Origin of the sequence: Pseudoalteromonas luteoviolacea DSM 6061 (assembly GCF_001625655.1) — a bacterium.
GTDB classification, from domain to species: domain Bacteria; phylum Pseudomonadota; class Gammaproteobacteria; order Enterobacterales; family Alteromonadaceae; genus Pseudoalteromonas; species Pseudoalteromonas luteoviolacea.
In genome coordinates this window covers 66,066-78,456 of the sequence record NZ_AUYB01000109.1, presented here as the reverse complement: position 1 = coordinate 78,456, position 12,391 = coordinate 66,066, and the positions used below count along the sequence as shown (strand labels likewise).

12 protein-coding genes and 3 tRNA genes are annotated in these 12,391 nt (G+C 41.2%); 6 read left to right on the top strand and 9 right to left on the bottom strand.

Features of this window, described 5'->3' with window-relative positions:
• Nucleotides 1-822: 822 nt before the first annotated feature.
• Nucleotides 823-2,688: a S8 family peptidase gene (locus tag N475_RS15070; RefSeq protein WP_063357112.1), complete on the top strand. Its 1,866-nt coding sequence runs from the start codon at nucleotides 823-825 to the stop codon at nucleotides 2,686-2,688.
• A gap of 38 nt (nucleotides 2,689-2,726) precedes the next feature.
• Here N475_RS15070 and N475_RS15065 read toward each other — a convergent pair whose 3' ends face one another.
• On the bottom strand, nucleotides 2,727-3,917 hold the full coding sequence (locus tag N475_RS15065) for a class I SAM-dependent methyltransferase (protein ID WP_063357111.1): 1,191 nt from the start codon (nucleotides 3,915-3,917) through the stop codon (nucleotides 2,727-2,729).
• Nucleotides 3,918-4,012: 95 nt separating this feature from the next.
• On the opposite strand from N475_RS15065, the gene N475_RS15060 reads away from it, so the two are divergent.
• On the top strand, nucleotides 4,013-4,642 hold the full coding sequence (locus N475_RS15060; RefSeq protein ID WP_227008434.1) for an HD domain-containing protein: 630 nt from the start codon (nucleotides 4,013-4,015) through the stop codon (nucleotides 4,640-4,642).
• A gap of 11 nt (nucleotides 4,643-4,653) precedes the next feature.
• Here N475_RS15060 and N475_RS15055 read toward each other — a convergent pair whose 3' ends face one another.
• Nucleotides 4,654-5,634, bottom strand: a complete 981-nt coding sequence (locus tag N475_RS15055; RefSeq protein WP_063357109.1) for an ion channel — start codon at nucleotides 5,632-5,634, stop codon at nucleotides 4,654-4,656.
• Between the two features lie 78 nt (nucleotides 5,635-5,712).
• Here N475_RS15055 and N475_RS15050 point away from each other — a divergent pair, with 78 nt between their 5' ends.
• Nucleotides 5,713-6,381 carry a M48 family metallopeptidase gene (locus N475_RS15050; RefSeq protein ID WP_063365515.1) on the top strand — a complete coding sequence of 223 codons (669 nt, stop codon included), beginning with the start codon at nucleotides 5,713-5,715 and terminating at the stop codon, nucleotides 6,379-6,381.
• 36 nt (nucleotides 6,382-6,417) lie between these two features.
• On the opposite strand, the gene N475_RS15045 is transcribed toward N475_RS15050, so the two are convergent.
• The 3 genes from N475_RS15045 to N475_RS15035 form a co-directional block, all read right to left on the bottom strand.
• Nucleotides 6,418-6,502, bottom strand: a tRNA-Tyr gene (locus N475_RS15045).
• 26 nt (nucleotides 6,503-6,528) lie between these two features.
• Nucleotides 6,529-6,613 (bottom strand) — tRNA-Tyr (locus tag N475_RS15040).
• A 19-nt stretch (nucleotides 6,614-6,632) separates the two neighbouring features.
• Nucleotides 6,633-6,717 (bottom strand) — tRNA-Tyr (locus N475_RS15035).
• A 112-nt stretch (nucleotides 6,718-6,829) separates the two neighbouring features.
• On the opposite strand from N475_RS15035, the gene N475_RS15030 reads away from it, so the two are divergent.
• Nucleotides 6,830-7,351: a VC2046/SO_2500 family protein gene (locus N475_RS15030; protein WP_063357107.1), complete on the top strand. Its 522-nt coding sequence runs from the start codon at nucleotides 6,830-6,832 to the stop codon at nucleotides 7,349-7,351.
• 100 nt (nucleotides 7,352-7,451) lie between these two features.
• On the opposite strand, the gene N475_RS15025 is transcribed toward N475_RS15030, so the two are convergent.
• From N475_RS15025 to N475_RS15015, 3 genes are all read right to left on the bottom strand, one after another.
• Nucleotides 7,452-7,907: a YchJ family protein gene (locus tag N475_RS15025; RefSeq protein WP_063365514.1), complete on the bottom strand. Its 456-nt coding sequence runs from the start codon at nucleotides 7,905-7,907 to the stop codon at nucleotides 7,452-7,454.
• A gap of 15 nt (nucleotides 7,908-7,922) precedes the next feature.
• Nucleotides 7,923-8,348: a SulA-like leucine-rich domain-containing protein gene (locus tag N475_RS15020; protein ID WP_063357105.1), complete on the bottom strand. Its 426-nt coding sequence runs from the start codon at nucleotides 8,346-8,348 to the stop codon at nucleotides 7,923-7,925.
• Between the two features lie 122 nt (nucleotides 8,349-8,470).
• Complete coding sequence (locus N475_RS15015) at nucleotides 8,471-8,920, bottom strand: tetratricopeptide repeat protein (protein WP_063357104.1); 450 nt, start codon at nucleotides 8,918-8,920, stop codon at nucleotides 8,471-8,473.
• 119 nt (nucleotides 8,921-9,039) lie between these two features.
• Here N475_RS15015 and N475_RS15010 point away from each other — a divergent pair, with 119 nt between their 5' ends.
• Nucleotides 9,040-10,329, top strand: coding sequence for an NCS2 family permease (locus tag N475_RS15010; protein ID WP_063365513.1), 1,290 nt, complete (start codon nucleotides 9,040-9,042; stop codon nucleotides 10,327-10,329).
• Here N475_RS15010 and N475_RS15005 read toward each other — a convergent pair whose 3' ends face one another.
• On the bottom strand, nucleotides 10,330-11,091 hold the full coding sequence (locus N475_RS15005) for a hypothetical protein (RefSeq protein WP_063357102.1): 762 nt from the start codon (nucleotides 11,089-11,091) through the stop codon (nucleotides 10,330-10,332).
• 286 nt (nucleotides 11,092-11,377) lie between these two features.
• On the opposite strand from N475_RS15005, the gene cysB reads away from it, so the two are divergent.
• Nucleotides 11,378-12,355 carry an HTH-type transcriptional regulator CysB gene (gene cysB, locus N475_RS15000; protein ID WP_063357101.1) on the top strand — a complete coding sequence of 326 codons (978 nt, stop codon included), beginning with the start codon at nucleotides 11,378-11,380 and terminating at the stop codon, nucleotides 12,353-12,355.
• Nucleotides 12,356-12,391: the final 36 nt, after the last annotated feature.

Below are 12,391 nucleotides of genomic sequence, written 5' to 3'. Positions count from 1 at the left end.
ATTCATTTCACCTTGCGCGAAAAGAATGCCAGCGCTTCGCGCTGTGTCATAAACCTTTCGCACGATAAAGCTGGGTCCCATCGCGCATCCATGCGCTCACTTCCTCATGCTGCGAAACTTTGTTTCGGTCATTCGTCACCCTTGTGCAAAAGAACTGTACTCACTGCGTTCGCAGTCAGTAGCCTTTTGCACCTATCTTGCGTAATGCAGCTTCGATTGCTGTTATTAGCACTTTGAACCTCTGTGTAACAAGCCTTTGGCTAAAGATAATGTCATAGCTGCATACTTTGACAATGAAGCCCAGCATTGAGTATTACTACCTCTGAGCGTCACGATATTCTCTGTATATGTGGTTGCTCCTTCGTTATTTCCCACTGCAAATACAAAAAAGAGCAGTAAAAGCTGCGCTAATTTGCATTATTTCCAATTGGTATCTTAGTGACCTTGAAATATTGTCATGTATTTATATGTTGAAAAAACTAAGTTCTTGGCCTTGCTTATTCCTTTTTTCACTATTGCTTAATTTTTCAAAGTATAAATTTCAATCGCGCATTATCTTTGAATTGGAATAACTATATGAAAAGTTTACTTAAAGTGTCCTTTTAGAAATTTACGGCATAATTTTTTATCAAAATAATGACTCAACTTGAATTATGTTTGTTTAAGGATTGAAATTAATGAATAAAACTTTCTATTGTAAATTTTTGCTTACAAAATAAGGTGGATCAGGTTAAATTTAAGTTAAATTTGTTGTGTATTAATTCTACAATTGCGCTACATTTTGATTGGAAATTAACCAAATGACATAATAAAGGAACAAGTATGCGTAAATTAAACACACTCGCTTTTGCGGTATTGGCAGGCATGTCAGGTAGCTGTTTAGCTCAAGCTGAAATGATGTCGGTTGACCAAAGTAAAGCGATTGAGGACCAGTACATCGTCGTATTTAAAACCCCTACAGTGCTAAATGCAGCAAATAGTGCAGCAATTTCTAGCTATGCTACGAGCCAAGCTCAAGCTCTGACTACTCAGCATAATGTGCAAGTTACTAAGAGTTTCAATGGTGTTTTAAATGGTGTAGTTGTAAATGCATCTAAGCAAAAAATAAAAGAACTACTTAATAACCCTAGTGTTGACTACATTGAGCAAGACCAGATCGTAACGATTACGCCTATGGTAGATGCAAGCGCAGATCAAGGGAATGCAATTTGGGGCTTAGACAGGGTAGACCAAAGAGACTTACCTCTAAACAGTAACTATCACTATGACTATGACGGTTCTGGTGTTACAGCTTATGTAATCGATACAGGTGTACGTATATCACATGCTGAATTCGGTGGTCGTGCAAGCCACGGTTATGACTTTGTAGATAACGATGCAGATTCAAGTGATTGTAACGGTCATGGTACTCACGTTGCGGGCACTATTGGTGGCGGAGCATATGGTGTTGCTAAGAATGTAAACGTGGTTGGCGTTCGTGTTCTTGGCTGTAATGGTTCAGGTTCATACTCTGGTGTTATCTCAGGTATCAACTGGGTTAAAGATAATGCATCGGGCCCTTCTGTTGCAAATATGAGTTTAGGAGGTGGTGTTTCTCAAGCAGTTGATGATGCTGTAAACACGGCTGTCGCTTCTGGAGTAACCTTTGTAGTTGCAGCTGGTAATGACAACAGCAATGCATGTAACTACTCTCCTGCTAGAGCTGCTGACGCGGTAACTGTTGGTTCAACAACAAGTTCTGATGCGCGTTCAAGCTTCTCTAACTATGGTAACTGTCTTGATATTTATGCGCCAGGTTCAAGCATTAAGTCGGCATGGTACAACTCTGATTCGGCAACGAATACAATTAGTGGTACTTCGATGGCTGCACCGCACGTTGCTGGTGTTGTTGCCTTGTACTTGGATGAAAATCCAGGCTTAACTCCTAGTCAAATTGATTCTTTATTAAGCTCGCGCAGCTCAAAAGATAAAGTAAGCGATGCAAAATCAGGTTCTCCAAATGAGCTATTGTTCTCGCTTGCAGATAGCACGCCTCCACCTCCACCACCAACTTTACCAGAGTTAGATGATGGCGTTTCTGTAAGTGCAAGTGGTGCATCAGGTAGCGAAACTCACTACCTATTCAAAGTACCAGCTGGAAAAGATACATTGACAGTAACACTTTCTGGTGGCACTGGTGATGCGGACCTTTACCTACAGCAAGGACAAAAGGCGACTCAGAGCAGCTATACATGTCGCCCTTATAAGAGTGGTAACGAAGAAGTATGTACAATCAATAACCCAGCAGCTGGTGATTGGTACATTATGTTGCATGGTTATTCAGCATACTCTGGCGCTAGCTTAGTGGCGGCCACTTCAACAGGCAACGGTGGCTGTGGTGCTAACTGTCTTGAGAATGGTGTGCCAGTAACAGGTCTATCTGGCGCATCAGGTAGTGAAGTTGCATACACAATTGATGTACCTGCAAACTCGACTCTCAGTGTTGAGATTTCAGGTGGCACTGGTGATGCAGACCTTTATGTAAGAAAAGGACAAGCTCCAACAACTTCTACATATGACTGTAGACCATACCGTAACGGTAACAGTGAAACTTGCTCGCTAACTAATAATGGTGGCGCAGCGACTTATCACATTATGTTACGCGGTTACAATAATTACTCAGGCGTTACTTTAAAAGGTAGCTACTAAGAGATAGGAAAAGGGAGCTTAAAGCTCCCTTTTTTGTGTTAGTAGACTTTACAAATTAGCCCTTTGAGGTAAAAACCTTCAGGGTAAAAACCAGCAATAGGGTGATCCGGTGCTTGGTTTAGACGCTCCATAATAACTAAGTCGCGTTTTGCATCCAATGCGGCATCAGCTACGACTTTTTGAAACAAGTTTTGGTCCATTAATCCAGAGCAAGAGAATGTCAGTAACGTGCCTCCGGGCTTAAGCAATTGCATGGCTAGCATATTTATATCTTTGTATCCCCGACATGCGCCAGTTAATTGTGCTTTGCTCTCTGCAAATTTGGGAGGATCCATGACGATAGTGTCGAATTGCTTACCTTGTTCTCGGTATTCTCTAAGCAGTTTAAAAACATCCTTTTTGACAAAGTCTACCTTGCTTAAATCTAGGTTATTGTGCTCGACATTTCTTTTTGCGGTGTCTAATGCTGGCTGCGATACATCGACATTGATAACTTCATTGCATCCGCCTCTGAGTGCATACAAGCTAAAAGTTCCGGTGTAACAAAAACAATTTAGGATTGTTTTGCCTTTTGAAAACCTTTCTAGTGCAGCGCGACTATCTCGTTGATCTAAGTAGAAGCCTGTCTTATGTCCATTGATGATATCAACTTCTAGTTTTAAGCCATTTTCTTCAATCAATACTGTTTCTTTTGGCGCGTCACCGTGAAGTGGCCCTGTTATTTTTTCTAGCCCTTCTTTCTTTCTGACATCCACATCCGAGCGTTCATAGACTGCACATTCTGGAAATAGCTCGCGCAATGCTGCAACTATTTCGCCTTTATGCCTTTCAGCACCCGCACTTAAAAGCTGGCATACAAGATAGTTGTCGAATTTGTCAATGGTGATACCGGGTAAACCGTCTGACTCAGCAGCGCATAATCTGTATCCCGTTAAACCGCCTTCATCGATAACATATTCTCGCACTTGAAGTGCGCGGCTCAGACGGCGTTTAAAAAAGTTTTGGTCAATCTGTTCAGACTCATCAAAAGTCCAGATCCGTGCTCTAATTTGAGAGCTTGGGCTATACGCCGCCGTTGCCAAATACTGTCCGTCATGGCTGTATATTTTTACAAGGTCACCAAGTCCAGGTTTACCTTTAATCTTTTTAATCGCTTTGGAGAATATCCAAGGGTGTTTTCTTTTAAGAGATTTTTCTCGGCCGGGTTGTAAATACAGCGCACAAGACATATAAATTCCTTACTAAGTAGAATCCTGTCATTTTAGTGAAGGGGGTTCCAACATACAATGTGAAGGATAAGGTTTAAGTAAAAATGATTGGCAATATGAACGACTTTGAACAAGTATTTAAGGAATTTATGCTTGGAACACCCTTTGCAGACACAGCACACGATCTGTCTCATGTTCAAAGGGTAGTAAAAACTGCAAAACAATTGGCCACTGAAGAAGGGGCTGACTTGGACATTGTGGTACCCGCTGCATGGCTTCATGATTGTGTTGCGGTCGCCAAAAACCACCCTGATAGGGCAAAAGCATCAAAGCTCGCAGCGGATAAAGCAGAGAGGTTTTTAATTGAAATTGGGTATCCTCAAGAAAAATTAGAAGGAATACATCACGCAATCGTAGCGCATAGCTTTAGTGCAAATGTACCACCGACGACATTGGAAGCACAAATAGTTCAGGACGCCGATAGAATGGATGCTTTGGGTGCAATCGGTGTTAGCCGTTGTATGAAGGTAGGTGGTGCAATAGCGAGGCATTTATACCATACTGGAGACCCTTTCTGCTCGGATAGAGAGCCCGATGACAAGAACTATACGCTTGACCATTTCTTTATCAAGCTATTACACATTGAATCACAAATGCATACTCTAGCGGCCAAGAAAGAGGCGAAGCGTCGCACCGAATTCATGCGTAGGTTTCTAGATGAACTAGCACGGGAAATTGAAGATTAAGTATACGAAAGTCAGCGTGTCATTCGTTTTACAAAGACAACAACGAACAAAGCTAGTGAAAAGCTGCCAATGAATGCTTCTATTGTGGCTATGAGGCGAGTAATGCCTACTGGGGTTATGTCGCCGTAGCCCAATGTTGTAAAAGTAACCACGCTAAAATAGAAGCAGTTTAACATCGCATGAAGGTTATCTTTTAAAGTAGCTGATGTATTAATACGAATGGTTTCATCATTATAGTTAATGCCGAGTACGAAGTAACAGAGTGCGCACAAAAGGATCATGCCTAGGCTAAATCTGATAACGTTCTCTGGCTTTTCACCATAGCCACAGAGCATATCTATAAAACTAGAAACAAGCCTTTTTTTCGAATATTTGGGATATTGAGCATGACGCATGCGCAATTCACTGTATGTGTATTTACCAGCCATCTCAAATAAGCCTTGTTGCTCAGCACCTTTTCTTAGTAACCGATAAATCTCTTCACTTTGCAGGTACAAGTCTTGTGCTTCATCATAATTTTTTTGTTTAGTGGCTTCGATGGCCTGGTTTTCTTGAAGTAATTTGTCACCTAGTACGAGGTTGTCTATTCTGGTGGCATTGAGTTTAACCCCTAATATATTTGTGTTTTCGAGTTTACAGCAGTGGAGGTTTGCGTCTCGTAGATCCGCTTTCATTAATGATGCATTTTTTATTGTGCTATTGAATAGGTGAGCACCGTGCAAGTTAGCACGATAAAAGTTGCTGTAAGAAAGATCATACCCATTATGGTCATTAAACTTAACTAAGTTTAACCCTTCAAGGTTGGCCCTTTTTAATTCTAACCCTTGTAATAAACCGCCTTTTTTAGCATAACGCTCAAGCTTTTGGGACAGTTCTAAGCCACTTTTGTCAAACTTCGCGTCGTGCCAAAAGCAATATCCAGAACCCATATCAATTTCTTGGCAACTATGGCCGTCAGGTGAGATATACTGGCATTTAGGTTTGTTGGTCATGATAGCTTATTTTTCTTCCAGATAAGTATAAAGGTAGCAGCAATTCTCAGATTTAAATGAAAAAGCAGCAAATTTTCTATGGAATTCAATTATCAACTCAAATTAAGTAAAAGAAGAAAAACGGTGGCGATTAAGGTGCAACCTTCTGGTGTTAGTGTTTACGCGCCCCACACGATTTGTAAGAACTGGTTAAATACATGGCTCTTATCTAAGCAGCAATGGGTTTTAGATAAACAGCAATCGCTCGATAACACCAGACAAACCGATATTTGGTCTTCTAATACGATTATGGTGTACGGTCGTGAATACGAATTAATGCAAGGTATGGCAGAGAGTTACATAGACCATAAACAAAATAAAGTGCACTTGAAATCAAATGGGCTAATTTGTAAAGAAACAGCGAATGTCGAACTAAAGCTTTTATTTTCTGATGCGTTGACCGAGTACTTACTTTTCAAATTGCCCCAATACTGCACGAAAATGAACGCAGATTTCAAAACTTTGAAAGTGAGATTCTACAAGAGAAAGTGGGGGAGTCTATCATCTAACGGAACAATCGCGTTTAATTGTACTCTTTTAGGTGCTCCTAAATGGGTTATCGACTATGTAATCGTGCATGAATTAGCGCATTATCATGTTATGGCTCACAACCAAACATTTTGGAGCATCGTATCCTGTCACTACCCTGATTTTAAGGATGCAAAGATATACCTGAAAAAATACGGGGAAATTTTGACTACTTGGTAATGATTATGTAAAAAAAGAAAGAAAAAATAGAAAGAGTGGTGGAGGGAGCTGGATTCGAACCAGCGAAGGCTGAGCCGTCAGATTTACAGTCTGATCCCTTTGGCCGCTCGGGAACCCCTCCACATTAGAGCGTTTTAAAGTACAAAGTGGTGGAGGGAGCTGGATTCGAACCAGCGAAGGCTGAGCCGTCAGATTTACAGTCTGATCCCTTTGGCCGCTCGGGAACCCCTCCGAATTGTACTTTGTGTTGATGGTGGAGGGAGCTGGATTCGAACCAGCGAAGGCTGAGCCGTCAGATTTACAGTCTGATCCCTTTGGCCGCTCGGGAACCCCTCCTCAACAACGGCGCTGATAATATCAAAGTTTTTGGCGATGTAAAGAAATGTCCTAAAGTTTTTTCAAAAAATGCCGATAAATTTTCAGACTTTGTTTTTTTTGGCCAAAATCCATGCAGATAGATGATTTGTTACTCAAGGAAGCCCAATTAGGTGTGGCGCTGAATATCAGTGTGCATGCTTCTCGCAGAGGTGACTTTGGATTACTGCTAAGTGCACTTTCACAGGATGCACTCGATTTCAGCCAGTTTGATTTGCCACGCTCAGCAATTGATGAAAAAGACAGCTCTGAAGATGCGTTGAAAAAAGAACTACAAATAGGCCCTCAAAAGCCGCTTGCACCATCAGAATATGACTTTCTTATTGGGCAGTATAATCGCTACTTTGTAAAAGATGGTGGTCTAGAAGATATAAAGTTAAATGAATGTTTGGATCCCGAGCCTTTGCACATTCGCGATGACAGAACACATGTTCCACTTTCAGTTGTCGAAAATTTAGAACCTGCTGTACGAGCAAAACTAGCCAAGCAAAAGCAGCCCGAAGTAACAGGAAAGGATAATGACATCGATGCCGCAGCGTTTTATGACCAGCTTGCTAGTGGCGAAATGCAATCACAATTACGGGTTGCGGTGTAATCAAACGGGAGCATACCAGCCAAGAAATGAACTGATTTTGGCTGGTATATTGAAGTGAGTTGACCTGAAAGACAAACTTGACGAGTTACAAATAAAAAAGTTAGCCGTGGCACTTTTTAAACTTTTTCCCACTTAAGCACGGACAAGGATCGTTACGGCTTACTTTTTTCTCTTCGCATGGGTAAAGTTCGCCATCCAAGTACATCCAATGTCCATCTTCCTTAATAAACCTTGAGCGCTCATGTAACATACTCAATTGTTGGCCTTCTAAGTAGGAGGCTTTAAACTCGACGTATTGAAAACGGTGATCCTTACCTGTATCAACGATTTCCAGGTTGATAAACTCGACTTGATTGGCAAAAAGAAGTATTTCTTCTTCTGAGTGCTCATTGCGCTTTTCCTGAGCGTAAGTTTGCACGATATAATTTGCCTCTTTCATTCGATATGCGCTATATCTTGAACGCATCAGCTGCTCTGCTGTATCAGGGTACTGTTGTCCAGAGATAAACAACTGACAGCACTGTTCAAAGGGTTGAGCATGACCACAAAAACACATAAAAAACCTAAATAATTAATGCGCAAATTCAGACGCAGGCATACTACAAGCTTCTTTAAAACAAAACAGAGTTGTATCAGAGTGGCTGAGACTACGTTGCTGAATTTGTTGTGCAGATAAGATGCCTGGCCAAGTAATAACAGCGGCAAAGTTACCGTTGTTTAGTGCGCAGTCTAGAGTATGCTCTAAGTCTATCAGATCTTTCAGCTTTAAAACTAGCAGCTTGTTGATGTCAATGTCACAGTGATCAAGCATTGATTTTCTGATTGTGTGATCTGGTGCTATCAATAATGTCCAACCAGCTTTTGAATTGCAAAAACCCAAAATTTTCATAAGTTCTAAGCTGGTTGTTGATTCATCGCGAGTATTCACGATATTAAAGCTAGCATTGCTGTGCTGGCTACCTGATCTTGTACTTAATATGGTCGAAGTATGTAACATAGTTTTAATACTGATTGTTTATACAGTATATATACAGTATTTCATACAGCACTAATGATCAAGGTTACATTTGATGTTTTTTTGTTCTTTTTGGTTGTGGTTTATCCCGGGTGATACTAACTTTATGTTTTAAAATGGTTTAATTGATGAATCTGCTCATATAACGTTGCGGCATAACACTGAGCGTCTAAATAACGCTTTGTTGTCAGGTGCGGTCTTACCTCTTTGAGCGTACTTTCAGCAGCGATATTTCCTTGGCTTTGGGCCAAACTTAGCCAGGCGACGCCATGAAAAACACTCTTTGGCACGCCTTGTCCTTTTATAAACAATAGGCCGAGATAGAACTGCGCTTTGTTGTCACCTGACATAGCAGCCAATCGCATCCACTTCGCAGCCAGTGGATACTGTTTTTCTTTTATGTAGTAGAGGCCCTTTTTGTAGGCTTGATTAGGATCTTGTCCTTTGGGCCAGTGATGGTTTGGATCTGGCTCTTGAGTTACAAATTCGAGCACATTCAGCAGTTGTTGCTCTAAGTCACCACTGTAAGCCTTTGTAGATTGACTGTTTTTCATACTCACTTCACTTATTACAACCTAGCCTACAGTGTAGCTGATTTTTACTTAATTTGTCCTTTAAAGAAGCCTATTTGTGGTAAAATCGCCAGCCTCGTTTCCATTTAAAATACAAAGACATGCTAGAAAGACTTTTTTCGCTCAAGGCGCTTCAGACGAATGTTAAAACGGAAGTTGTGGCGGGCCTGACTACATTTATCACGATGGTTTATATTGTGTTTGTAAACCCTGCAATGCTTGCTCAAGCTGGTATCGACCATGGTGCAGCCTTTGTTGCTACCTGCCTAGCAGCAGCCATTGGCTGTTTTATTATGGGGTTTTGGGCAAATTATCCTTTAGCATTGGCACCAGGTATGGGGCTTAATGCATTTTTCACCTACGGCGTTGTACTGGGTATGGGGCATAGTTGGCAAACGGCCTTAGGTGCGGTTTTTTTATCTGGCTGCTTATTTTTACTCTTGAGTATTTTTAAAATAAGGGAATGGGTTATCCAAGCAATTCCTGTGGTACTTAAACGTGCTATTGCTACGGGAATAGGCGCATTTTTAGCATTAATCGCATTGAAAAATGCTGAGATAATCGTATCGAGTCCAGCTACATTTGTGCAGTTGGGTGACATCACCAGCCCAGGCCCTCTTTTGGCAATATTTAGTTTATTTGTGATCACTGCGCTTATGTATCGTGAGTTTAAAAGCGGTGTGCTGATCAGTATCCTTCTTGTGACTTTAATTGCTTGGGGAGCTGGATTGGTTGAGTACACGGGAATCGTATCTGTACCACCAAGTATTGCCCCAACGTTTGGACAGCTAGATATTGCAGGCGCGCTTGAAGTGACCATGTTAAGCGTTGTTTTTGCATTCTTATTTGTAGATTTGTTTGATACAAGTGGAACACTCGTGGCGGTTACGCAAAAAGCTGGCATTGCCGATGAGAAAGGTAATATGCCACGTTTGGGAAGAGCGCTGTCAGCAGATAGTACTGCAACCGTGGCTGGTTCATTTTTAGGCACATCTACCACGACCTCATATATCGAATCTGTATCTGGCGTTTCAGTGGGTGGCAGAACAGGATTAACAGCAGTGGTGGTGGGCGTATGTTTTCTGCTTATGATGTTTTTTGCACCGCTGGCACAAATGGTTCCTGCGTATGCTACGGCCGGTGCAATTCTCTACGTTGCGGTGTTGATGCTGCAGAATCTAAAGCTGGTTAACTGGGATGATATGACAGATGCGATACCAGTGAGTGTTGTGTTACTAATGACTCCGCTGACATTTTCTATTGCTCACGGTATCGCGCTTGGGTTTATCGCATACACGGCGGTAAAGTTAGCCTGTAACAGAAAAGATGAAATCTCTATCAGCGTTTGGGTATTGACGGTGTTATTTATTTTAAAGTTTGCTTTTAGCTGATCACCATTTCTTTTTGGGTGCGAAAAGGACGTCTAGGTCGTCCTTTTCTTTTTCCGCTTTTTTCTTAACAGCTGATGCATTAGAGGCCTTCAATTCGACGCTAATCTCATTCAAATACCCTTCAAGTTGGTTTTTCTTTTCAGTCACATATTCATCGCTGTAGGTTACAGCCATTATTGTCGCGTAGGCTTTTTCAAAGTACTGTCTTGCAGAGCCCACCATATTCGCTGTTTTTGCTGACAACCCACGCTTAATTTGGCTCTCAACGTTAATCCTCAATTGAATCTTTTCAAGCCGTCTGTCTTCTTTGACAAAGATCTGCGTGTCAACTTTTCCCTTACTGTGCTCTGAACGCAGTAAATGTCTCAGCTTTTTGATGCCTTGTACAAGGGCTATCAGCTGTTTGTCGTTATCGGGAAGTGAAACTTTATCGCTGTCACTGAGATTAGGAACATCGTTGTTCATTCGTTCTTGAGATTCGTGCAGGCGGTTTTTTAGTTCTCTTGATGTCGGAGAGAGTTCTACCATTGTGGCTAGAGCGTCATGTATACGCTTTTGAATAATTCTCAGCATATCGCCTGTCATAGGTATATTGGAGCTGTTCAATAGTACATCTTCGGATTCTTCAATAACCCGTTTCTGCTTTGACAACTCTTTGCGTCTTTCTGCTTCTTGTTTCTCTTTATGTTGCTGAATAGCACTAACCCACACTGCAATTACAACCAAAGCAACAATCAATAATATTATGATGGAAACAAACATACCCGAATCTCTACGTAAACTACCCAAGGCGATAATTTTTTATATTACATCAAATAATTGTATATTGGATAGTTTTAATAACAAGGTGTATGTAAATGAATTTGAATACACCATTTTTCAGTATAGTCGTATCTAATACAGATTTCTTATATGATTGCTCAAATGTTACAATTACTATCAGCTACTCAATAAATATGCTAGCCTAGGAAAGGATCCGACTCGGCGCTCTGCGTAAACCGTAAACCAAGTCGCTTATTAGATAACAAATAAAAAAATAAACAATGTTATGAAATTACAACAATTGAAATACATCGTTGAAGTACTGAATCATAATTTGAATGTGTCTGCCACCGCTGAGAGTCTTTATACATCTCAACCAGGCATTTCAAAACAAGTACGTATGCTAGAAGACGAATTGGGTGTGCAAATTTTTGGTCGCAGTGGTAAGCATTTGACGCACGTTACAAGTGCGGGCAATGAGATCATAAACATCGCGCGTGAAATTCTATCCAAAGTAGAAGGTATTAAAGCAGTTGCCAACGAGCACACTTTACCCGATCAGGGTAAGTTAAATATCGCAACAACACATACACAGGCGCGTTATGCTTTACCCCCTGTTATCCAAGGGTTTATGCAAAAATACCCTGCAGTGTCTTTGCACATGCATCAGGGTACACCGCAACAAATATCTGATGCGGCTGCTCGAGGGGATGCGGATTTCGCCATAGCAACAGAAGCGCTTCACCTCTATGGCGATTTGATTATGTTGCCGTGTTATCACTGGAATCGTAGTATTGTGGTGACAAAAGACCACCCACTGGCGCAGCTTGGCAAAAACATCACAGTTCAGGATGTTGCAAAGTACTCTTTGATCACTTATGTATTTGGTTTTACAGGTAGATCTGAGTTAGACAAGGCATTCAATGCGCATGGCTTAGAACCTCATATTGTGTTTACCGCTACAGATGCAGACGTGATTAAAACGTATGTCCGCCTAGGATTAGGTGTTGGTGTCTTAGCCACTATGGCCGTGGATGATATTGCAGACAAAGACTTAGTATGTATTGACGCGAGTCACCTATTTGAAGCTAGTACGACTAAGATTGGCTTTAGAAAAGGCAGCTTCTTACGCGGTTATATGTATGATTTCATAGAGAGATTTGCTCCACACTTGACTAAAGATGTGGTTGAGAAAGCAAGTTTAATGCGAAATCAAGATGACGTTGATGCGCTATTTGAAAATGTGACATTACCAATAAAATAAAGCCGCAATATGCGGCTTTATTTTATTCTAGATACA